Annotated in this window: 18 protein-coding genes, 2 tRNA genes, 1 pseudogene and 1 riboswitch; of the genes and pseudogenes, 8 read left to right on the forward strand and 13 right to left on the reverse strand. The window is 36.8% G+C overall.

Annotated features, from left to right (window positions below; all coding sequences use genetic code 11):
• Together NEOC84_RS01130 and NEOC84_RS01135 are read right to left on the reverse strand one after the other, a co-directional pair.
• Positions 1 to 624 (reverse strand): helix-turn-helix domain-containing protein (locus tag NEOC84_RS01130; protein ID WP_242678153.1); only part of this gene is annotated, 624 nt, incomplete at its 3' end.
• Between the two features lie 522 nt (positions 625 to 1,146).
• On the reverse strand, positions 1,147 to 2,406 hold the full coding sequence (locus tag NEOC84_RS01135) for a hypothetical protein (protein ID WP_166154497.1): 1,260 nt from the start codon (positions 2,404 to 2,406) through the stop codon (positions 1,147 to 1,149).
• A gap of 310 nt (positions 2,407 to 2,716) precedes the next feature.
• Between NEOC84_RS01135 and NEOC84_RS01140 the strand changes: the two are divergent.
• Positions 2,717 to 3,542 (forward strand): annotated as a pseudogene (locus tag NEOC84_RS01140) (IS5 family transposase).
• Between the two features lie 423 nt (positions 3,543 to 3,965).
• On the forward strand, positions 3,966 to 4,112 hold the full coding sequence (locus NEOC84_RS01145; protein WP_166154499.1) for a hypothetical protein: 147 nt from the start codon (positions 3,966 to 3,968) through the stop codon (positions 4,110 to 4,112).
• Between the two features lie 326 nt (positions 4,113 to 4,438).
• Here the strand turns inward: NEOC84_RS01145 and NEOC84_RS01150 are convergent, their stop codons facing one another.
• The 3 genes from NEOC84_RS01150 to NEOC84_RS01160 form a co-directional block, all read right to left on the reverse strand.
• A complete protein-coding gene (locus NEOC84_RS01150) occupies positions 4,439 to 4,912 on the reverse strand; it encodes a transposase (protein WP_347566621.1) in 474 nt (157 codons plus the stop codon).
• Between the two features lie 93 nt (positions 4,913 to 5,005).
• A complete protein-coding gene (locus NEOC84_RS01155) occupies positions 5,006 to 5,461 on the reverse strand; it encodes a hypothetical protein (protein WP_166154503.1) in 456 nt (151 codons plus the stop codon).
• A 33-nt stretch (positions 5,462 to 5,494) separates the two neighbouring features.
• Complete coding sequence (locus tag NEOC84_RS01160; RefSeq protein ID WP_166154505.1) at positions 5,495 to 5,776, reverse strand: DUF6444 domain-containing protein; 282 nt, start codon at positions 5,774 to 5,776, stop codon at positions 5,495 to 5,497.
• Positions 5,777 to 6,181: 405 nt separating this feature from the next.
• Between NEOC84_RS01160 and NEOC84_RS01165 the strand changes: the two genes are divergently transcribed.
• Positions 6,182 to 6,269: transfer RNA gene (locus tag NEOC84_RS01165), tRNA-Ser, on the forward strand.
• Between the two features lie 56 nt (positions 6,270 to 6,325).
• Here the strand turns inward: NEOC84_RS01165 and NEOC84_RS01170 are convergent.
• The 3 genes from NEOC84_RS01170 to NEOC84_RS01180 all read right to left on the reverse strand — a co-directional run bounded on the left by NEOC84_RS01170 (position 6,326) and on the right by NEOC84_RS01180 (position 9,198).
• Entirely contained in the window at positions 6,326 to 7,201 is an 876-nt protein-coding gene (locus NEOC84_RS01170; RefSeq protein WP_166154507.1) for a metal ABC transporter permease, read from the reverse strand.
• Positions 7,198 to 7,926, reverse strand: coding sequence for an ABC transporter ATP-binding protein (locus NEOC84_RS01175; protein WP_166154509.1), 729 nt, complete (start codon positions 7,924 to 7,926; stop codon positions 7,198 to 7,200). Before NEOC84_RS01175 ends, NEOC84_RS01170 begins: the two co-directional genes overlap by 4 nt.
• A gap of 495 nt (positions 7,927 to 8,421) precedes the next feature.
• Entirely contained in the window at positions 8,422 to 9,198 is a 777-nt protein-coding gene (locus NEOC84_RS01180) for a zinc ABC transporter substrate-binding protein (RefSeq protein WP_166154511.1), read from the reverse strand.
• Between the two features lie 345 nt (positions 9,199 to 9,543).
• Between NEOC84_RS01180 and NEOC84_RS01185 the strand changes: the two genes are divergently transcribed.
• Positions 9,544 to 9,632, forward strand: a tRNA-Ser gene (locus NEOC84_RS01185).
• Between the two features lie 527 nt (positions 9,633 to 10,159).
• Here NEOC84_RS01185 and NEOC84_RS01190 read toward each other — a convergent pair.
• The 3 genes from NEOC84_RS01190 to NEOC84_RS01200 all read right to left on the reverse strand — a co-directional run bounded on the left by NEOC84_RS01190 (position 10,160) and on the right by NEOC84_RS01200 (position 12,474).
• Positions 10,160 to 10,675, reverse strand: coding sequence for a GyrI-like domain-containing protein (locus NEOC84_RS01190; protein ID WP_166154513.1), 516 nt, complete (start codon positions 10,673 to 10,675; stop codon positions 10,160 to 10,162).
• 310 nt (positions 10,676 to 10,985) lie between these two features.
• Entirely contained in the window at positions 10,986 to 11,417 is a 432-nt protein-coding gene (locus NEOC84_RS01195; RefSeq protein ID WP_166154515.1) for a hypothetical protein, read from the reverse strand.
• 70 nt (positions 11,418 to 11,487) lie between these two features.
• Positions 11,488 to 12,474, reverse strand: coding sequence for a hypothetical protein (locus NEOC84_RS01200; protein ID WP_166154517.1), 987 nt, complete (start codon positions 12,472 to 12,474; stop codon positions 11,488 to 11,490).
• Between the two features lie 342 nt (positions 12,475 to 12,816).
• Positions 12,817 to 13,005, forward strand: a riboswitch (cobalamin riboswitch).
• A 181-nt stretch (positions 13,006 to 13,186) separates the two neighbouring features.
• Here NEOC84_RS01200 and NEOC84_RS01205 point away from each other — a divergent pair.
• The 4 genes from NEOC84_RS01205 to NEOC84_RS01220 all read left to right on the forward strand — a co-directional run bounded on the left by NEOC84_RS01205 (position 13,187) and on the right by NEOC84_RS01220 (position 20,334).
• Positions 13,187 to 14,161: a ribonucleoside-diphosphate reductase small subunit gene (locus NEOC84_RS01205; protein WP_166154519.1), complete on the forward strand. Its 975-nt coding sequence runs from the start codon at positions 13,187 to 13,189 to the stop codon at positions 14,159 to 14,161.
• A 10-nt stretch (positions 14,162 to 14,171) separates the two neighbouring features.
• Positions 14,172 to 16,490: a ribonucleoside-diphosphate reductase subunit alpha gene (locus NEOC84_RS01210; protein WP_166154521.1), complete on the forward strand. Its 2,319-nt coding sequence runs from the start codon at positions 14,172 to 14,174 to the stop codon at positions 16,488 to 16,490.
• Positions 16,491 to 16,988: 498 nt separating this feature from the next.
• Positions 16,989 to 18,248: a glutamate-5-semialdehyde dehydrogenase gene (locus tag NEOC84_RS01215; protein WP_166154523.1), complete on the forward strand. Its 1,260-nt coding sequence runs from the start codon at positions 16,989 to 16,991 to the stop codon at positions 18,246 to 18,248.
• 241 nt (positions 18,249 to 18,489) lie between these two features.
• A complete protein-coding gene (locus NEOC84_RS01220; protein WP_166154525.1) occupies positions 18,490 to 20,334 on the forward strand; it encodes a hypothetical protein in 1,845 nt (614 codons plus the stop codon).
• Between the two features lie 255 nt (positions 20,335 to 20,589).
• Here the strand turns inward: NEOC84_RS01220 and NEOC84_RS01225 are convergent, their stop codons facing one another.
• Positions 20,590 to 20,817: a hypothetical protein gene (locus NEOC84_RS01225; RefSeq protein ID WP_166154527.1), complete on the reverse strand. Its 228-nt coding sequence runs from the start codon at positions 20,815 to 20,817 to the stop codon at positions 20,590 to 20,592.
• A gap of 31 nt (positions 20,818 to 20,848) precedes the next feature.
• Positions 20,849 to 21,253 carry a DUF1761 domain-containing protein gene (locus NEOC84_RS01230; RefSeq protein ID WP_166154529.1) on the reverse strand — a complete coding sequence of 135 codons (405 nt, stop codon included), beginning with the start codon at positions 21,251 to 21,253 and terminating at the stop codon, positions 20,849 to 20,851.
• Positions 21,254 to 21,829: the final 576 nt, after the last annotated feature.

The raw sequence follows: 21,829 nt of genomic DNA on the forward strand, positions 1-21,829 counted from the left end.
CGCATTTTTTCTATCGTATAGTTTGACAAAAGCTACCTTAGAATAGGTATCGATCACTGTCTGTTGATAAATGCGTCCCACACCTTTAATAGTGCCTACGTAATAGGTATCTTGAGATAATAAATAGCCTGGATGTTCAGTTTCAATTTCGCCATGTGCTTCTTTTTCTTCCTTGGCTTTTTCAAGAGCTTTTAGTTGATCCTCTGTTAATATCATTTCTTCTTGAGCCATTTTAGCTTCCAATGCTTTGAGACGTTTTTGAAAGGTCTCAAGATTGTATCGTAGCCAAACAGAACGTACGCCACCTGGCGAAATGAAAACTCCTTGCTTCTTAAGCTCGTTGCATACTCTTAACTGCCCATAAGCAGGCTTTTGAAGAGCAAAATCAACAACAGCTTTTTCGATGGACTCGTCCACCCTGTTTTTTATACAGGGTTTTTTACGTGTCATATCCTGAAGAGCTGCTTCTCCACCTGTTTCATAAAGTTCTTTGAATCTATAAAAGCTATCTCTAGAATATCCCATCATCTTACACGCCTGGGATACATTTCCTAATGTTTCAGCTAGCTTTAAAACACCGAGTTTATTTTTAATGACTTTTTGATGAGTTGCTAAATTTGACATTTGATACTCCTTATTAGTCTTAAGCCGCTCACTTCAACTTCAGCCTTGCCAATTTTAATGAGCGACAGGGCTTCAAGCTTCGCGGCTTTTAAATTGAGTTTCCTTTATTTTTATCACAAATGTCAGATTAAGTCCTATCTATTACACTTAATGATAGTTTTGACCCTCTATTTCTTTTGTTGCTCTTTCCAGTCAGTAACTTGGGGTGGCTTTCAGCCAATATTTTATGCCATTCAACCTTAAATTGTTTACAAAAATCATCTACATCGCAAAGAATGGACATTAATAAATGGATATCTTTTTCAATCATTTTGACCTTCCAGCTTTAAGTTTTTTTTAGTACAAAAATACTTTTAAGCCATGTGAAGGTCTTTTTTTCAACTATTTCCTTATCCGATAACTCGCGTTAGATAAGTTACAATTGACAGAAAGAGCATCTACCAGGTAACCCATGCTTGTCAGGTCAAGTGCTCTCTAGGAGAGAAAAATCTGCCTGCAAAGTCCCTAATAATTCTATGCTTTTTATTTATTTTCGACTTGAGTTTTTTTCAAATCCATTAATTGTTCTAGAGTTTCGATCATCAAATTTGCAAGCATGGCTATATCAGTATTATGTAGTTTACCTGTTGCTTGCGCATGTGTTAAAATTTGGCTTTGTTTATTAATAAATTGATCAGAAAGAGAAAGCGTGTCTACTGTTTTAAATTTATTTGCGTTTGTTTTTATTTTATCATGTTCTGATTCCTCTTTACATTTCTTTTTTTCCTTTCTTTGTCTAGAGTGGTGTTTTTCTGCGGGTAAGGGAAAGGCGTCAGAGAGAGGAATAGGTAAAGGGAGGTCATCTTCAGGTAAAGAAGCTTCAATAATAACATAGGGATAGCGTTCTTCAAAAGGATTCGCTGGCGATAACTCCTCCCGTATAATTTGAATGCTTTCTTTAATATAAATATTTTGTTCTAAATGTGGGGATTCCCGAGTACTGAAGTGAAGCCTTCCTGCAATCACAATTACTTTATCGTAGGTATTAAGCCCTTCCTTAATAATTTTTATCATTGTAGTATTTCTGTGTTTGTTTACTTTTAAAGTCATTTCTAACGCTAATAAATTCAATTCGTTTATGAAATTTTTGCAGGCCAAAACCAACTGTATCTCATGTGAAGCGTAAGCTTTTTTTATATTTGTTATAAATTCGTATCCTTTTAAATTATAAGATAATTTATTTAAAGATGTATTAATAAATTCTTTAGAAAAAAACTTTTGAATTATAGGTTTCTCAAAGGTCTTCTCAATTAAAGCTTGCACAGCAGCTAAATTTTTATGGAATTCTAGCAAATTTTCTAGGCAAGGATTTTTTAGATAATTTATAAGTGTGTCACTAATGTAAAGATTTGCAGGCCAAACTGCTTTTCCAAAAAAGATATCCAAGGCTTTTGTCGAGGGGTCTTGGTCCCAACAAGCAATCTTTACTTGCTCTCCTAGCTTAGCTAAACTCCAATCCGAGCACCTGGCTTCACTTTCACTCAATAGGAAGAGAGTTGTGCCTCCATGGTTAAAATGATACTCTACGATGCTCCTTACAAGCTCGCTAATTTCGTTCGCCTTACTTTCATGGGTTTCACCAATCATGATTACTCTGGCGAGGCTAATCTTTTTCACCTCTGGTGTGAAATGCGGTTGCTTTAGGGGATTAAGCTCTTCATCTATATTATCTCTCGCAAATTTAAAGTGATACAATCTACTTATTAAGATTTCCTTTCCATCTGTAAAAGGGTTATTTTGCATTATTTTATCCTTAATTACAAAATTTAATCGAATTATAAATTAATTTTATAATAATGATAATTTAATTTAAATATTATAATGTTTATTCTAGTTAATTATATTATAATTTAGTAAATATCTTGAAAAATTTATTATTTAAATTATTGTTGGAATATAAATAATTTATAAATTTTATTAAATGTTATAGCAAAAAAGAAAAATGCTTTATTCGGCCTATAAAACTATTCCGCTGATTAAATTAGAATTTTTTCGAAACTGTAATAAAATGCAAATTTTAGTAAGATGGTGACTCAATATTTAAAGGAGGCCCATGAAGTTTGATAAGATAGAGAAATTAGATGATGAGCGATTTCGACGTTTGACAGGGGTCAAGTGTACCACCTTTGATAAGATGGTGCAAATTTTACAGCAAGCCGATAAGGCCACGAAGATTAAAGGTGGGCGTAAATATAAACTAAGTCTAGGAAACATGTTGTTGATGGCATTGGAATATATGCGCGAATATAGGACCTATTTTCATATTAGCCAAAGCTATGGAGTTAGTGAAAGCTCAGCTTATAAAGCGGTGAAGTGGATTGAAGATACCTTAATCAAGCATCCAGATTTTGCTTTACCGGGACGTAAAGAACTATTGAAAAGCGATACGGAATATGAGGTTATCTTAATTGATGCTACAGAAACGCCTATTGAGCGCCCTAAAAAAACAAAAGCGCCATTATGCAGGGAAAAAGAAAAAACACACCCTAAAGACGCAGCTTGTAGTCGATAAAAAAAGCAAGAAAGTGATTTGCACTTCTTATGGTAATGGTAAAAAGCATGATTTTAGGTTATTTAAAGAATCCCAAGTCAAAATCCATCCACAAATAAAAGTGTTAATTGATTCAGGTTATCAAGGATTAAAAAAGCTGCATATTCAAACACAGATGCCTAAGAAAAAGAGTAAGAAATATCCTCTAACTAACGAGGACAAAAAAGCAAATTAAAGCTTATCAAGAGAAAGAGTTGCTAAGGATAATGTAATTGGCCTTCTCAAACGATTTAAAATCATAGCCGATCGATATAGAAATAGACGTAAAAGATTTGCGCTTCGCTTCAACTTAATTGCAGCAATCTATAACTGGGAATTAAATGAGTGAGTTTCGAAAGAGGTCTCTTGAGGAATTTAAACTGGTGAGGCATATTTTTTTAAGAAGGAGAAGACGTATATCAGGAAAATTTGAAAGACTTACAGATACTCAATGGAGAATCTTAAAATCACTATTGCCGCGGAGCTGTCAAAAAAAAATTAAAGGAAAAACCTCATACTCCCTAGAGAAAGATTTGTAATAGCTTATTTTGGATTTTGATTACCGGCTCATGTGGGTGTGATCTCCCTAAAGGACCGAATTGGGGATCAAGATCTACTACTCATCGGTGGCTAAGTAAATGGCAAAAGGATGGAACTTTAGATAGCTTGCTATCGGCATTAAAAGGATGCGCGGATATGGCGGGAATGATTAATTGGGAAAGACTAGCCATTGATGGTTTTTTCTCATGAGGAAAAGGAGGCTGAGATATTTATGCTAGCTGATAACCATTTTACCACTCTTCCGGCAGAGAGAGGGCGTTTATTTCATTCGCACTATCTTTCTTTAAACGATAACCAGCTCACCTCTCTTCCTTCAGAAATAGAGCATTCACATAAATGGTTATACCTTGGATACTAGGAAATCCGCTGAAGAATCTCATAGAAAAGATATCTTGGCTATAATAATTATTTTTTAGGCCGGAGCTGAAAAAAGTTTGTATCTTCATTGTCTAGTTCGTCAGAGTAAAAAGTTATAGAGGCGCAAAAGATGTCGTAATTATAGAATTTAAGGCAAAACGCAAAAAAAGCGGGATTTTCTTAAAGTAGTAAAAAAATTATAGCCTTTACCTTAAATTGCATACCTTTTTATTACCTCTTCATAGAATGGCTAATCACCATAAAAAGTTGCAGATTATCCAGAAAAAAGAGTGCTACAGTAAGCGGTCACGGGATATAAAAGGTTTCTTAGATAACAGAAGGGATAGGTTGCTTGGTACGAGGTGCATAGATAGCATCTGCTAGAAAATCTAGAATAGATTTTCCTTGTCGATAAAGAGTTTCTATACAGCTATGCATCACTTCCCTCCACCTTTTGCCATAGATAGATTGGCTACCTAGACATAACTTACGTACAATGACTAGATTTCTTAAAGATTCTTCGGCAGCATTATTGGTCATAGGAATAGCAGGATCTTTCAAGTAAGCACGGAAATGTTCGATCTGCTTTAAAAGCTTGTGGCAAAACTTCCGCAACTTCTTGGTGCTACTCCAGCACTGCAGTTCTTGCAATTCTTCTTGTATATAACGCCAGTTAAGATACTTATACTGCTGCCAAGTAGATTGGCTGATTTGTCCTTTTTCTAGGCGATGCTTATCTTTAAAAAGCTCTTGCAAGGTATCATATAGGTGTCCTAAGCGCTGTGTATCCTCTAAAGATATATTGGGCTATTCTGCTTGTCCTTGTATGTTACGGAGCAGATGAGCTAGACAATACTGTTTGATCTTTACCTTAATTTGATGGATAGCTAAACCTCAATCGCTGACTAAGCAATGAATCTCCTGGCCGGCTAGTGCCTTTAGAGTAGCGCCATTTTGATAGGGTCTTAATGCATAAGCAATCACATTTCCTACACGTAGTACTAGCAAATGCTCGTTAGTAGCGGCATGACGCCAGCTTGTCGCATCTAGATGCAAGGGCTGCTTTGTAGTAATAGCTGCTTTAACGAGTGTTTCATAAGACGAAAAAAGCAAAGCAGCGGTGCGAGCTTTAACTTTAGAAATAAAACCTTGGCTTAAAACCACGCTAGGCAATAAAGCACTAATCATGGTACGCACAGCTCTGTGCCCTTGCCGATATTGCCCCATCAGCAGATTAATAAAGCCTTCCAGCCTAGGACCGAGCAAGAATTGCTCATTTTCTTTAAGTTCAGGCCGTGTTTCTAGATGGCAGCAAGGGCATCTGCTCGTCACTAAATCGATTTGATGCACCAAAGGTTTAATTTCAGGAAGCTCGATCTGCTGTCATGAAAAAAGCTTATCAGTGGCATGCATAGCAGAGTGGCAGTGTAGGCAACTTTTTACACTACGAACTTCATGCGAGGTAACTACACTAGCAGGTAGCAGTTGACGGCTAGCACCAGGATGATAAGGTCGATTTCCTGCTTTAGGTAATGATGAACGATTAGCTTTTTGATCTGTCGATGGTGGCTTGGAGCTATTCTTAGAATTTTGATTGAGCTGCTCTTCCAACTGAGCCATGCGCGCTTCAAGCTTGGTAATTACCTTTTCTAATTTATTTACCAACGCTTTTAACTGCGCATTTTCAGCTCGAAGCTAGGCATTTTCAGCTCTTAGCTGGATAATCTCAGCCCTTAGCTCTGCATTCTCTTTAAATAGTTGCTCGTATGAGGGTTGCATACTACTCAATATATGATTAAGTAAATATAAACTCTAGAAATTATTTTATTTATCACAAAGTAATTGATAGCCCCCGTGACCGCTTACGTGCTATCGGATTATTCTTAAAAGCTTTAAGGTTTTCTTTACTTTTTATTTCATAATATTTGAAATATACAGAGAAATCACAAAATTTAGGAATATTGGAGGGTCTTAAATCAGTTTTCTTCTTAAAAACTTCTCTTTTTCTATATAAAGGGTTGCGTAAAAACAGTCTGCACGCTAGGATATCTGTTTAATCAGCGTATTTATGGAAAGATGGCTGAGTGGCCGAAAGCACGTCCCTGCTAAGGACGCATACCTCTCAAGGGTATCGAGGGTTCGAATCCCTCTCTTTCCGTAGTTAACTTAAGGCTATGCAAGCTAACGAGGCTTGTGATAGATCTTACTCTTATTTTATTTATCGGAAGAGATAGTTAAGCTAGTCTTCCGAGCTCTTTTCATCCCATATTTTCCTAGTAAGGTGAGCACGTAAGTTAAGCCTGCCACTAGCGCAATCGTCGCTCCGCCGGGCCAATCCATATAAAAAGCTGCTTGCATTCCGAAAAAGCAAAATCCTATGCTGATACAAATCGCAATGGCCATCATTCGAGAAAGCCTAGTTGTGAATAGATTGGCAATCGCAGCGGGGATTGTAAGCATGGTCATCACTAAAATAATACCCACCACTTGAATCAAAAGGACAATGGAAACAGCCGTTAACACAAGTAATAAAAGATAAAGTGAATTAACAGAGATACCTTGGAGCTGAGCTTGTTCTTCATCAAAACAAATGGCTAAAAAGCGTTTATGTAGGCAAAGCACTGTTAAAAAAATGACGATATCTAAAATAAGCAAGATTTTTAGATCAGTAGGGGTGACCCATAAGATATTTCCAATGAGAAAATTGGTGAGCTCAACATTAAAACCAGGGGTTTGGGAAATAAATAGAATCCCTACCGCCATACCTATCGACCAAATGGCAGCAATGACAGTGTCCTCACGTTGGCGATAATGAAGATGAATCCATCCGATGAGCAAAGAAGAAGCTATGGCTGCAATAAGAGCACCTAGCAAAGGCGAGGCCCCTACAACGCCTTTAGCCCTTTCTAACCATAAGCAAATACCTATCCCACTAAGAACTGCATGCGAGATGCTGCCACAAATAAAAATAATTCTTTTTACTACCACGTAAGAGCCTATAATTCCGCTCACAAATGAAGCTGCTATCCCAGCTAATATAGCTGCTAGCAAAAGCGGATTGGTATGTAAGGCGTCAAAAAAAGAGGTCATTGAATTTCTCGCTTTAACTGAATCAAAGGTGAATGGTAAAGACCCATAGCGAAATGTTCACAAACTTCTTCTGGCTTTAACAATAAAGCTGTGTTTTGGACGAGAAGAACCTGTCTTACTTGTTCGATCGCTGTGTTTAAATCATGGGTTACCATAAGAATAGTCATTTTTTGGCGAAGGCTATCTAAAATATCATAAATATCAGCTTCTGCTTGTGAATCCACATGAGCTGTCGGTTCGTCTAACAGCAGAAGCTGCGGATCTGAGATTAAAGCTCTAGCAATCAATGCTCGCTGAGCTTGCCCACCAGATAATGTACCAAAAGGTTTGTTATGAAAGTTGGGCAACTTTACGCGATTTAAAGCTTCTTTAGCAGCTTCTTTATCAGCTGAAGAGAACTTTCCATACCAGGGGAGCCTAGAGAGGCGCCCAGCTAAAACCACTTCTAAAACAGAAATGGGAAACTCGCGATCATAACGATGTGTTTGAGGGACATAGGCAATTTGATGGCGAGAGGATTGAGGCGGTGATCCTAAAATTTCTATTTTACCAGAAGAGGGTTTTAAAAATCCCATCAACAGCTTAAGAAGAGTGGTTTTACCCCCGCCGTTAGGTCCTATAATACCAATGAAATCATTCGACTCAATAGTTAAATGGATATCAGTAAGGACGGGCGTTTCGGCGTAGGCGAAATTGAGATGATCTATATGGATAACAGGAGGCATCAAGAAAAGCCTTTAGACTAAATTTAATGGTTTTTTATATTAAAGTCTTTAGAATTAATTTGTCCATCTATCTCTGAAGCCCTGAAAATTAACTAATATTCTTGAGCCTTCCTGATAAGAAGATTAGACGATTTCTATCAATTTTAAGTGCTAGGTTTTTTGATTGATTGTTAAAAGGGTTTTTTTAGAGGTGCCTCTGCTCCCAGCAAATTTTAAGAAGGAAAAAGGTACAGGATAAGGAACAAAAATTCCTCAGCAAATTAGGTGCATACACCCAGCTTTGGGTGAGCAGGCAAAATTTCAGTTAGGTGGTCAATTGTAGGGCGGGAAAAGTTGATCTACTTTCTTCTTGTAAGCTATTCGATAGGGAATAAAGAAAACATGGTAAAAGCTTAAGCTACTCATACATTCAAGAAAGACATGAGGTAAGCTTTAAGATAAAGAATATTTGCCAAAGCTTCTCTTAAGCATAAGAAAAAATGGGGCAAATTTCTTTTAAGAGGCCCCAAAAGCTTTAGCAATATCTCGCATGCTCTCAAAGTAATTTTCAGCATAAGGATTTAGATTAACTAGGCGAGCACCTAATTGGGCAGCGATCAATTTGGCCCCTTTACTACTGTATTGAACTTGCACGAAAATAGTTTTTATATGATGGCTTTGAGCCTCTTTAATCAATCGAGTAAGTTGTTGAGGGGTAGGATCTTTCCCTTCAAACTCAATGGAGAGCTGTCGGCAATTATATTCGCGACAAAAATAAGCATAAGCTGGGTGAGAGACCATTAGCACAGGATTATGAGGCTTACTTAAAAGAGTATGAATCTCCTGATGGAGGTGATCGAGCTCTTGATGAAAGTGAGCTAAATTGTCTTGATATAGCGAGGCATTCTCTGGATAGGTTTTGATTAAGGCTTTTGCAATAGTGCTAGCTTGAATTTTAGCTTGAATGGGGCTTAGCCAATAATGAAGATCATAGCTGTTTTCTTGAGAGTGACAGCAACGGTGAGGATGTTTGCTCTCATAAGAAATAAGATCAAGATTTTGCCTTAAATCGATCAATTGCATGCGTGGATTATAGCTTTTTAAGGCTGACTTAACTTTTGGCTCAAATCCTTCTCCTACGTAAAACCAAAGATCAGCTTTAGTAGCCTCTAGCATCTGTTTAGGCGTCGGCTCATAAGTATGAGCGCTAGCGCCCGCAGGCACCATAACTCCTACTTGAAGAGTAGGCCCAGCAAGCTTTTCTACAAAAAATTTGTGAGGAGCTACACTCACTAGCACATAATGAGAGCGCGCTGAATTTTCACTAGAAAACATCGGATGGGATAGCGAAAAAAAAGAGAGGAAAATAGTGAAAAATATTAAATGTTTTTTAAAGCTTATCATCATAAATAATAGTTATAAGATAAATAATTTACCTCTACTATGCTGAGAATTAAGAATTAAAGCAAGTAATTAAAATATAAATAAAGATTTTAAAAAAAAGTTTATAAACGTTTTCTCATGTAGCAATGAATGCAATTTGCTAATGAAAAAAAACGAAAGATCAAACGATTAAAGTTTTTTATTCTTGCAACTTATTTTAAAGATGGATTAATCTACTGCAGATTCCTTAATCTTGGAGAGGTGTCCGAGTGGCTTAAGGAGCACGCTTGGAAAGCGTGTGTACGCTTTTAAACGTACCGTGGGTTCGAATCCCACCCTCTCCGTCCTATTTACCTGAGTAAATTTTTCTTTTTTACTTCAGCAAAAGGCAGATAAAGCTTTAAAGCGTTGCATTTGGCGGGCTTTTCAGAAGAAGACATGAATTTTAGACTCCTCCATCTGCTTTGCTTTCTCTTTATATTTGGCTTAAGCTTTTTTCACACTTTGTCCTTCTTTCACCTTCAACGAAGGCGTGGTAAAATGCATTAATTTTTTGAGCTTATCCAACTTAAAATTTCATACGTTTTTAAGAATGCAAAACGCTATTCTAGACAAACCCTTTTTCATCATATAAGAGCTATCCTAATAATCATAAGGCCTGCCCAATGCACTTGGACCTTGCCTCAAGAGAAATACAATCTTGCTTTAAGTTTAAATAGGGGAGGATTTGCTAATTCTAATAGACAAACCCAATAAAGCAACTTCTATGGGTATTCGCAGGATCTTTCTAGCTCCTTACCTAGGGTAAGGGACTATGGTTTATAATAGGAAAACCTGGGAGAAAAATCGCCACTTTTTAAACCTTACTCCTTTAGGTGCAAGAAGGCCTTTGATTTTCGCTTTTAATGCCAATGTAAATATCGAGTATTGCATTCTGATGATTGCTTGCACGATCATCGTAAATTTCAAAATCAGCCAAATATTCTCTTTCCCCACCCAAATCCTGAGCGGACATCGACCAAATTTCTTGCCACATATTAATGCATAGGGAAGGTAGGGTACCTGGATTGCTTGTAAATTTTACGTAATTTCGAGCAGGTATAACAAGGGCGGAAAATCCTTCAGCCATTTCAGCGAATTTGCTGACTTCTTCACCAATAAAATAAGTATAGTCTCCCTTAAGATCAGATTCATAATCGGTATAAACGCAATAGGTTATACCTGGTTTTGCGCGATAAAGAATTTTTTCTAAGCATGCACCTTGGAAGTAGGTTTGGATTGTTGAGCTAATTTTAGCAGAGGATGGGTCCTTCTCCAATGAATTGTTAGTGCGGCTTGTAATGCCCACCAGTTTAATTTCTGGTAATTGTATTATCGTTTTGAGCATGAGCTAAATTCCTTTAAGATCACCAAAGTTTTAGTTAAGCCCTCTAGATTTTTGAGGCAGTAAATATTGAAATGCCTCTTTTCCTAGCTAAGCTAAAGGGGCCAATTTATTATTTTTCTCTTCACACTTTAGCTAGGAGATTTAAATGTAGAAAATATTATATAGAAACTCTCTCACGAAGAATAGGAAAAAGCTTCTCTACTCTTTTCTATTTTTTCAAAGCTTGTGAATCTTTTAGCTTAATCCCCTATAGCTAAGCTTTTATCCTAGGGAGGGATCCTTTATTTTTCTTTGGAAATTGACCTTAATTTTAATGCAATTGGTTTAAAGCATGCATAACAGCTTCTCTTGTTGTATCTATTTGATGGTTAATCTGTGAGACACTATTATGGTTTGTAGCTAAGTTTTTCCAATGCACACTCCATATTTTAGCTAGCTGTTTAAGATTCTCTGGGACAGGGGAGGGGAGAAGGATAACAATGTCACTCATCATGGCAATATAATTCCATCCTTCAATAGCCTCTATTTTTGAATGCGTTTCTTTATATAAAGTGGTGTTAACAACAGCTTGCAGTCCTCCTAAGTTTTTGAGCATTTCAAAGCCTGCTTGGCGGGTGTTTCTATTTTTTTCTGTTTGCTCTAATCGCCAGGTGTTTACAGCTAAAGCAATGACGGCCACTATTAAGCTAATGATAGCTACCGCGTTGTTATATAATTGATGACGAAAGGTGGGCGATTTCATTTCTATCCTCAGCTTATTTTTAGTTTTTCATGCTATTGAATAAGTACACTAAACGCTTGCCTTAATCAAGCTATTTATTTATTAAAAGAAAAACATAAGTAGGTTGATAAGAGGAGCTAATATTTCTTTTGTGGAAATGAAAACCACTTTGGAGGATTTTTTTACAGATTGCATAGAGGGGAAGATGATGCTCAACCGGAGCATGAATGCTGGCGAAAACTTCTTGAAACTTTTTATAATAATTATTTTCTTCTTCCGAGAGCAAATTTTCATGCGATTTTGCTCTTTGGGGAATGCTCAGAGTTTCTTTAAAAATTAGGGCTCCTCCTACTTTTAAAAGAGCCTTAAGCTCTGGCAGCTTATCTAAAGAGAGATTAGTATAAATAATGTCAAATGTGCCCACATGACGTTCATACTTTTTTTGCAAGTTTATGTTTTGAAAAAGATTAGACTCACTAAAGCCACTAATGGTAATGTTTTTTTTCCCTTTGGATTTTAAAAGAGCCTCAATACTTAAATTTAGAAATTCTTTTTGCTCAGCTGCATACCCCAGGCCATATAATTGAACTTTCTCTGCAGGAAATTGAGGGGCTAATCTATTAAAATTAATCATCAGGATAGGTAGCAAAGCTGTAGCTGTGAGGCCTCCTATTTTAATTTCTTGAAAGCCCGAAGAATTTAGCGTTTTTAAGAGATGAGCAATTGTCAATATAACTGCTTCGAAACCCATTTCTTTAATTGCTTCCTTAGAAAAAAAATTAATTTTCTCACTTTTGGCGTGCTCAGAAGAAAGTACAGAGGCTTTAAAGGATAAGCTAGAAGAAGAAAGGTTTTTTCTAGGAGACTTAAAGTCATGCCATTCTCCACGGGATGGTGTCCCTTTAATTTTATAAGAAGAGAGAGGATTGTCCAAATCTCCCCGTCTTTGCATAAGGCCGAGGATAACCTCTGGGGAAAATCTCTGTAAACTCTCCCTGGGAAAGCGTGCAGCTTTTTCTTGGCTAAGGGAAGAGGCACTGGAAGGAAATCTCTCTGAAGAAATCGTAAGGGAACTCATTGCTAATCCTTAAAATAAAATGAATGATTGTTAAAGAGCTCTTTAATAAATATTAAAGCTATCGGCTTGCTTTCTTATTCTTCAAGAAATTTAGTGGGAAGCGGACTTTCCTGGTGCACTCTCTTAAAAAGCATTAAGATTAACTGCTTGCAAATAGATACACATTTTTCTTTTTTCTCTCCAGCAATATAAGCTTGGCTATCTAACTAAAATAGGGATTGCCAGTTTATATCCTTCTAAGAGAGCTTTTAATGGCATAAAAAATTTAAGAAAACTGTGCAGATTCTTTATTCCTATTGACAAAATCTTGGCAACGTATATATTTACTGGCACAATGAGAAATACATTGGATTTAAGATAAGTGCTTTTAGTTAAGGCTAGAAGAGAATAGGGAAACAGGTGTAAATCCTGTGCGGTAACGCCGCTGTAATGAGTGACGAAAGCTAAAATGCCACTGCTTTTATTAGTGGGAAGGCTGGCAAGTAGGATGATCTCAGAGTCAGAAGACCTGCTTATCTTTGCTCATCGCATCTTTTTTATAAAAGGTGAACTGTCTCGTTAAAGACAGGATGGGGAAAATAAAGAGTAATATTCTTTCTCTTTTTGGCCAATCTGCTCGGTCTATTTTCTCCCTTTCTTTAATTATTAAATCATGGGCTTATCATTCTAGATAGGATGGTAGACCTTAAGCTTATTTTTTTGGGAGTTTCCTATGCAGGCCTTGCATGAACCAATTTTATTAGAAAACAAAGAACGCTTTGTTTTATTTCCTATCAATCACCAAGATATTTGGCAGATGTATAAAAAAGCTGAAGCTAGCTTTTGGACTGCTGAAGAGATCGATCTGTCTACAGATGTACAGCACTGGGAGAAAAAACTTAATGAAAATGAAAGGCACTTTATCAAGCATATACTAGCTTTTTTTGCTGCTAGTGATGGAATTGTAAATGAAAACCTGGCCGTGAATTTTCTTAATGAAGTTCAATATCCTGAAGCAAGATGTTTTTATGGATTTCAAATCATGATCGAAAATATCCATTCTGAAACTTATTCTTTATTAATTGAAACCTATATTAAGGATTCGCAAGAGAAAAGCATGCTTTTTCATGCCTTAGATACCCTTCCTTGCGTAGCTAAAAAAGGAGAATGGGCCTTAAGGTGGATTTCTAAAGGGGGATTTGCTGAACGTTTAGTAGCTTTTGCTGCCGTCGAAGGTATCTTCTTTTCAGGAAGCTTTTGCTCAATTTTTTGGCTTAAAAAACGGGGTCTCATGCCAGGCTTAAGTTTTGCCAACGAATTAATTTCTAGAGACGAAGGCTTGCATTGCGATTTTGCTTGTTTAATCTATTCGCAACTTGCTCATAAACTATCCGAAGAACTTGTTAAAGAGATTATTGGAGATGCAGTTAAGATTGAAAAGGAATTTGTCATGGAGGCGTTACCTGTCAAATTGATTGGCATGAACGGAGATTTGATGTGCCAATATATCGAATTTGTAGCCGATCGATTATTAAATGCGCTGGGGTATTCTAAATTATATCACGTGAATAATCCTTTTGATTTCATGGAACTTATATCTCTGCAGGGTAAAACTAATTTCTTTGAAAAAAGGGTTTCTGAATATCAGAAACCAGGTGTGATGTCGACTCAAAGAAATCATGAGTTTACTCTAAATGAAGAATTTTAAAGGGGGGGGTATGTTTGTAATTAAGCGCGATGGAAGAAAAGAGGCTATGAAGTTTGACAAAATTACAGCTCGGCTTCAAAAGTTATGCTATGCCCTAGATGCTAAGCATATTAATCCTGTGCTGGTAGCTAGACGTGTCATCGAAGGCGTTTTTGATGGTGTAACTACCAGTGAACTAGATAATCTAGCTGCTGAAGTGGCGGCAACGTTAACGGCTAACCACCCTGATTATGCGATTTTAGCGGCTAGAATCTCGATTTCTAATTTGCATAAAAATACCAGCAAATCGTTTTCTGAGACTATTAAAGCCCTCTATTTGTATGTAGATCCCAAAAGCGGTAAACATGCCCCTCTCATTGCCGAAGATGTCTATGAGATTATCCAACAGCATGCACAGCTCTTAGACTCTACTCTCATCTATGATCGAGATTTTTTGTACGATTACTTTGGATTTAAAACTTTAGAAAAAGCTTATTTACTAAAAATGCAAGGTAAAGTAGTGGAAAGACCTCAGCATATGTTAATGCGGGTAGCAATAGGCATTCATAAAGGAGATATTGAGGCTGCTATGGAAACCTATCATCTGATGAGCGATCGATGGTTCACTCAGGCAACCCCAACCCTTTTCAATGCTGGTACACCAGCTCCCCAGCTCTCTTCTTGTTTTCTACTACAAATGAAAGAAGATAGTATTGACGGGATTTTCGATACCCTTAAACAGTGTGCTAAAATCTCTCGAGCTGCAGGAGGCATAGGCTTAAGTATCCATGGTATACGAGCGACAGGCTCTTACATCCGTGGAACAGGGGGTATCTCCAATGGTGTCATTCCGATGCTTAAAGTGTTTAATGATGCTGCTCGCTATGTAGATCAAGGAGGAGGAAAGCGTAAAGGCTCTTTTGCCGTTTATCTAGAACCTTGGCACGCTGATATTTTTGAATTCTTAGATTTAAGGAAAAATCAAGGGAAGGAAGAAATGCGGGCGCGGGATCTCTTTACAGCGCTTTGGATTCCCGACCTTTTTATGCAGCGCGTGGAGGCTAACCAAGCTTGGTCTTTGTTTTGTCCTAATGAAGCAGCAGGTTTAGATGCCTGCTGGGGAGAGGAGTTTGAAAAACTTTATAGAAAGTATGAAAAAGAAGGGCGTGCCCGTAGAGTAATTAAAGCTCAAGAGCTCTGGTTTAAAATTCTGGAGGCACAAATTGAGACAGGCAGTCCTTACATGGTTTATAAGGATGCGTGTAATAGAAAATCGAATCAGCAACATCTAGGGACTATTCAATCGAGTAACCTATGTACCGAAATTGTAGAGTACACAGCTCCAGACGAGGTAGCCGTGTGTAATCTGGCTTCTTTAGCTTTGCCACGTTTCATCAAAGACGGACAGTTTGATTACCCTAAGCTATTTGAAGTTACCCAAGTGGTCACGCGGAATCTAAACAAAATTATTGATGTCAACTATTATCCTGTAGCGGAAGCTGAGTATTCTAACCTCCGTCACCGCCCCATTGGTATTGGGGTACAGGGCTTGGCAGATGTGTTTTTAATATTAAAAATACCTTTTGAGTCTCAGGAGGCTAAGCAATTAAATCGCGAGATTTTTGAGACCATCTATTTTGCTGCCTTAACAGCCTCAAAAGACCTGGCTAAAATTCATGGGGCTTATTCAACTTATGAAGGCTCTCCTATGTCTAAAGGAATCTTTCAATATGATATGTGGAATGTGGTTCCAGGAAAACGTTGGGATTGGCCCTCTCTTAAAGCTGAAGTGGCATTATATGGAGTAAGAAATTCACTTTTAGTAGCCCCTATGCCCACAGCTTCTACTTCGCAGATCCTTGGGAATAATGAATGCTTTGAACCCTATACTTCCAATTTGTATACACGCCGTGTGCTATCGGGAGAATTTATCGTGGTGAACAAACATCTATTAAAAGATTTGATCCATCTAGGTTTATGGAGTGAAGAGCTTAAAAATCAGCTGATCGCTGCTAATGGTTCTGTACAAGGTATTAAAGAAATTCCTGAAAATATTAAGGAGCTTTATAAGACAGCTTGGGAGATCAAGCAAAAAACATTAGTAGAAATGGCGGCAGAGCGTGGACCCTTTATTTGCCAATCTCAGTCGCTAAACTTATTTGTACAAAATCCTACCTTTGCCAAACTGACCTCTATGCATTTTTATGGATGGAAATGTGGTTTAAAGACAGGCATGTACTATTTAAGAACTCAAGCGGCTGTGGATGCAATTAAATTTACTTTAGAAGCCAAGCCTTTTGCGGCTTGTAGTGTAAATAACAAAGAAGAATGTCTATCTTGCAGTGCTTAAGTTAAATAAGGATTAAGATGCTTAAATAAGGCTCGCTTGATGTTGAAAAGAAGGGCTAAAGAATCTTATATTGGCATTTCTTTTTTGTGAAATTTAAAAAAGCGGAGTTTCCTGACAATCCTCTAAGAATTTTAGCTTTGATCTTGCGGATTTTTTTCTCTTGGAAATAGCTAGCTTTTAAGCTATTTCCAAGGAAAAACTTATAAAAATTAAGAAAAAATTCTGACGACTATCAAAATTTTAAGTTACAAGCTTTTGCATGAAACTAGGTATCCTTTTAAAAAAAGGCAAAAAGTTTAAAAATTATGCCAGATATTTTAACTATGCAATGAGTTTGTAAGTTAAACAAACGCAGGGCCATATAGAGCTGACTGCTCATCTCTTTTGCTCGCTTATTTCCCAAGCGGAAAAAGTGTTGCTCCTTAAAGGCTTTTTTACTTGACAGGTCACCTTTTCACTTAATAGCATGCAAATTTATGCTTAAGGAGAAGAGAACTTATGGATAGGATGATGGCGGATTTAGATAAAAAAACAAATAAAGCCAAAAACACCGCTTTAATACTTTCTAATGCCTCCGAAAGCCAAAAAAACCTGGCTTTAAGTGAAATATCCAAAGCTTTATCTGCTTACCTAGAAGAAATAAAGCAGGCTAATCTACAGGATCTTTCTCAGTCAGGTGAGGATAAAAAGAAATGCATTGAACTTGGCTGCTTAGATCAGATGATAGAATGTATATCTGATATTAGAAGAATGCCTGATCTGAATGGAGAAATTTTTGATGATCAAACACTTTCCAATGGTTTGAAGTTAGCAAAATATCGTGTTCCTATAGGTGTTGTAGGATATGTTTTAGATATTAATCCCCATGCAGTTATAAGGGTGGCAGCTCTAACTATCAAATCAGGAAATTCTTTAATCATTTGGGCGGGAAAAGAGATCAAAAATACTTGCTGTTTTCTAGTTAAGATCATTCAAATGGGGTTGGAGGCTGCTGATTTACCTATCGAGAGCGTCCAACTCCTTCCATCTCATGATGAAGAGCAATTAAAAGATTTTATACAATGTAAAAAAAGTGTGGATCTCGTTCTTTTAGCAGGGAGTGCCTCTCTTACATCTTTTTGCCAAAAAAATAGCCTTATTCCTCTTGTTTATGAGAATAAAAGTGTTGGCCATCTTTATATTGATCTATTTCTCAATAGTGACAAAGCACTTGACATTATCAATAATGCTAAAATGCAAGAGGTAGAGGCTACCTATTCCCTCAGCACTTTGCTTGTCCATGAAGCTTTAGCAGATTCTTTTCTTCCTGCTCTTTTTAAAACCTTACTTGATAAAAACATTTCTCTGCGTTTAGATGGTAGATGTTGGAATCTGTTGGTCTCTTGTTCTTTAAATCCTGAAAATGCTCAGTTAGCAGTATCACAAGATTGGGATACAGCCTGGCATTCCAATGCTTTAAATATTAAGTTGGTTAAAGGTATGGAAGAGGCTATCGAACATATCCATTTGCATGGATCAGGAAGCTGTGATGGTATTCTTTCTGATCATCCTGTCCATGCCATGCAATTTTCCTCTTTAGTAAGTTCTGAAGTTATTATGATTAATTCCTCTCTTCGTTTTTTAGATGAAACCCTAATGGGTGAAGAGCCAGAAACCTTAAATAATCTGCATAAGCTCCGCCTCCCAGGTCCTATTACTTTAAAAGAATTGATGAGCTATAAAAGGCTTGTCCAAGGTAATTATCATGTTTGTCAATAAGAATAAATGCTCTCTTCTAACAAGCAAATAAGCTTTTTCAATAATTTTCTATAATTTTTCTTACTAAAATATTTGTTTATTATAGGAAAAGCGTTAATATACAAGTAGAATTACCCCCGGGCATGGCCTGTAAATAAATAATTTCTCTTTTCCTAATATGGAAAGAAAAATACAAGCTCTAAACTAGGCTAAGCATTAAGAGATTTGGTGACAAAAGCCTAATAAACATTTTGAGGAAACCATGAAAATTATCAATCGTCTTACAGTTTCTATAGTTGCCATTTTTGCTTTTCTCTATGTAGGTCATTGGTTCTACCGTGCCCAGCAAGCAAAAGAATTTGTTCTGGCTCATCTTAAAAACTATGAAAAACAATCATCGGGCTTCTATCGTTTAGAAACCGGGGATGTGTCCGTGCAAGGATTTCCTTTCAGCTACGAGGTCAAATTAAATAAACCTCGCTATATTTTACTTCAAGAAGGAAAAAAATCCCTGTCATCCCCAACTTTGGGTATCGACGGAACTTTGAAAATAGGAACGGATATATTAGGAAAATCTTACTGGCTAAAACAGGAAGGCGATCTGAAGTATATAGCTCCAACTTCTAGTCAGGCAAGTGCCAAAGAATACATATGTAAGGGCAATAGAGAAATAAAGTTAGAGACAGTTCATCCCCACTATTCTCATGCTTTTATCCATCCCTTTGCAGAGCTACCCAAAGGCTTTAATGCAGAAAATTTTTCTATTTACGAGATTTTAAGAGAATCGAAAAGGGTAAGCTATGAAGATCACGATTTTGTTTTATATGAAAAAAAGGGGGATGTTCAAACACAATGGCTAAGCTTTTCCAAAGGGGGGCTTCGCTGGAAGCAGCATCCAAATAAAAATAAAGAAAATAAATTTTTATTTAGCTTGGACATAGAAGATGCCGAGGCGGCAAATCAAGGTAAAGCTTTGCTAGAACATTTCAAGAAATTTATGGTGCTTAATACAGATGGGTTAGATATTCCTTCCTTTCTAAGCTCTGGAAAAAATACGTTTAATTTAGAGTTTGAGGCTAGCCTACCTCTTCATCTGGCTTTATGGAATTTTTTAAGTGCTGAGAATTTTGACATCACCCTTAATAAGTTGAATATAAAAAATCCATATGGCCAGCTTTTGGTCACTTCCAAGATCGCTCATACTCAGGAAGAGCATGATCATAGAAATCTTCATCTTGAATTTCGTACAGACTCTATCTTAACCCCCCAAGGCATAGAAGCTATACACCGGCAATTTATGGAAGGACTTAAGTTAAAGGCCTCTGAGACGGCCTCCTCTGCTTCAAAGCGAGAGAGCCAACTATTAGATGAGCTATTAAAATGCTGTAAGGATAGGTTAGAAGATATTATACCTGATTATGCCAAACTGGGTAAAAAGAGTTTTATCTTTGATGCGGATGTGAAGATTAGAGATGTTGTAAAGAAACCTTTTCTTCATCAAATAATTATCCATAACTTTGATTTAGATACCCAGCCCTATGGAATTAAATCTCATGGTCAAGCAGAGTTTATTGAAAGCCACCCTCAAGGTAAGTATGAGTTTGAATGGAAAAATTACAAACAAATGATTCACGACCTGGTCGCTTATTTTAATCGCATTCATCCTGTTTTGGAAAAAATCGCTGAATTTAACAAGCAACCTTTATCCTTAAGCATCATTGATGAGGACAAGGAAGCAAAAATTATAGATTTTTTTCGGAGCCTAGCAAATGAAGCTTCACAGGAAAGTGCAACTTTATCAGTGACTGTTAATTTTATGGAAAAAGACCATGTTAAAATTGGAAGTAGTTCGCTAGAGCAAGTGAAAGAGGCATGGGAAAAACTTAAGAAAAGCTTACAGAAACCTGAAGCTCCTGCTGCGGAGGAAGAACTTCCTTCTTCTATTATTATACCGCCTATTACGGAAGAGAACGCCCCTTCTTCAATTATTCCCCAGCAGCCATCCTCTTCCTTAGAAAGTAAAGAAGAAGAAAATGCTTTATTCAATCATGAAAATCAGCCGTCTTTGCCTAATTTAGAACCCGAGGCTGCTGTACCTGAAAGGTAATTTTTTTGCCAAAGTGCCCTCCTCTGAAAGGGGGGCTTTTTTTCTATAGGCCATGCGTGTTTAAGAAAAAAGTTCTTAAAACTGCATATAAATTTAAAAGTGAAAAAGCGTTTTTATCAACGATAATCTTTTAGATTAATATAGATAAAAAAGCTTTTTAGATTAACTTTAAAAAGCTTTTTTATCTCATAGAAGAGAGTTTTTTTAAACTTCTCGCTCTTATAATTAAGCCAGCTATAGCTATGGCCAAGTCCGCTACACTTTAGAGTTCGGGATAGATTCCTTTTGAGGTTTAGCTCCCTGATTCTCTTCTTTTTTCTCTTTTAAGTAATCGTCATACCAATAGTAATTGTTTTCAGGATGAGCTGCATTATACTCCCGAACTTTTTCACATTTACGACAAACTGCTTCTTCACTGTGTGCATCTATAGGCCCACAAATAGCTATTATTCCTAGGATTAAAGTAAGTGTTTTATTTTCCACAATCAACCTCATGCATTTTTAATTTGCTAAATTACTGCCAGGTACCCATGATTGCACCAATCAAAATCAAATTCAAGAGTAAATATCCGGAATCTATCAAATAAGCCTTAAAAGGTTTCTTAGCCCATATGACGCCAGAGAAATGCGTCGTGGCAATAAATCCTAGCCAGATGAGAAAGCCTACAGCCATGCCATTTCCCATGCCTTTGATAGCAAAATTATGGAAGAACATATTCAAGACAAAGCATAAGGTAAAAGCTACCAGAAAAGCGCCTATAAAATGCCAAGGAGCTGGTTTTAAAAGCTCTGCATCAAAACCATGTTCTTTGGCCCAAGCATCTCCTAAAACTTTACGCGAATACCAAACAGAGGCTAAAAAGTTGTTAATCATCGTACATACCAGCACGACCCAAATATTTACGTTAGTAGGTTCCATAAAATTGTGCTCCTTGAGAATAAAATTTAAGTAGTCATTGCTTCAATATTGTATAATGATATTTTATTTTTCAAATCTTTTTTAAAAGCTTAAACATAGAAAGATAAAAGAGCTAGGGGAAAGAGAGATGGTAATTCCTGCTGCTACAAAGGCATTTGATTATCCTCGTTGCCTAATCCTGCTACAACCCTATTACTTTTAAAGCCATCTACTTAATAGAGGGGGGAGAGGAATATGGATTGATAAGCCAATCTAAATGTATATCAGTTTACTCCACCTATCCTTGCTCTTGAGAAGAAAAATCTGTTATCAGCAAAGCAATTTTTTCCTCGAGTTTCTTCCCTTTTACTACTTTCTTGCCATTCATGTGATTAGGTGAGGCTATGGAGATTGATTTCTATGCTTCTAGCAATTTGATTATATGCTAATCATAAAGAATGCTTATTAACTTAAAGAAAAAGATGGGCAGGAGAGAAGCAGCAGGGACGCATAATTTTAAGGGAAATTTTAAATCTGCCCTTTTAACATAGCTAAAATAATGGATAAGAAAAATTTTAAAGTAAAAAGCTTAATCTC

This window comes from Neochlamydia sp. AcF84, from assembly GCF_011087585.1.
In the GTDB taxonomy this organism is placed as follows: Bacteria; Chlamydiota; Chlamydiia; order Chlamydiales; family Parachlamydiaceae; genus Neochlamydia.

Coding starts and splice junctions, on each gene's coding strand:
- NEOC84_RS01135 (WP_166154497.1), bottom strand. CDS start 2,406: ATGCAAAATAACCCTTTTACAGATGGAAAGGAAATCTTAATAAGTAGA.
- NEOC84_RS01145 (WP_166154499.1), top strand. CDS start 3,966: ATGCTAGCTGATAACCATTTTACCACTCTTCCGGCAGAGAGAGGGCGT.
- NEOC84_RS01170 (WP_166154507.1), bottom strand. CDS start 7,201: ATGACCTCTTTTTTTGACGCCTTACATACCAATCCGCTTTTGCTAGCA.
- NEOC84_RS01175 (WP_166154509.1), bottom strand. CDS start 7,926: ATGCCTCCTGTTATCCATATAGATCATCTCAATTTCGCCTACGCCGAA.
- NEOC84_RS01190 (WP_166154513.1), bottom strand. CDS start 10,675: ATGCTCAAAACGATAATACAATTACCAGAAATTAAACTGGTGGGCATT.
- NEOC84_RS01195 (WP_166154515.1), bottom strand. CDS start 11,417: ATGAAATCGCCCACCTTTCGTCATCAATTATATAACAACGCGGTAGCT.
- NEOC84_RS01200 (WP_166154517.1), bottom strand. CDS start 12,474: ATGAGTTCCCTTACGATTTCTTCAGAGAGATTTCCTTCCAGTGCCTCT.
- NEOC84_RS01205 (WP_166154519.1), top strand. CDS start 13,187: ATGCAGGCCTTGCATGAACCAATTTTATTAGAAAACAAAGAACGCTTT.
- NEOC84_RS01210 (WP_166154521.1), top strand. CDS start 14,172: ATGTTTGTAATTAAGCGCGATGGAAGAAAAGAGGCTATGAAGTTTGAC.
- NEOC84_RS01215 (WP_166154523.1), top strand. CDS start 16,989: ATGGATAGGATGATGGCGGATTTAGATAAAAAAACAAATAAAGCCAAA.
- NEOC84_RS01220 (WP_166154525.1), top strand. CDS start 18,490: ATGAAAATTATCAATCGTCTTACAGTTTCTATAGTTGCCATTTTTGCT.
- NEOC84_RS01230 (WP_166154529.1), bottom strand. CDS start 21,253: ATGGAACCTACTAACGTAAATATTTGGGTCGTGCTGGTATGTACGATG.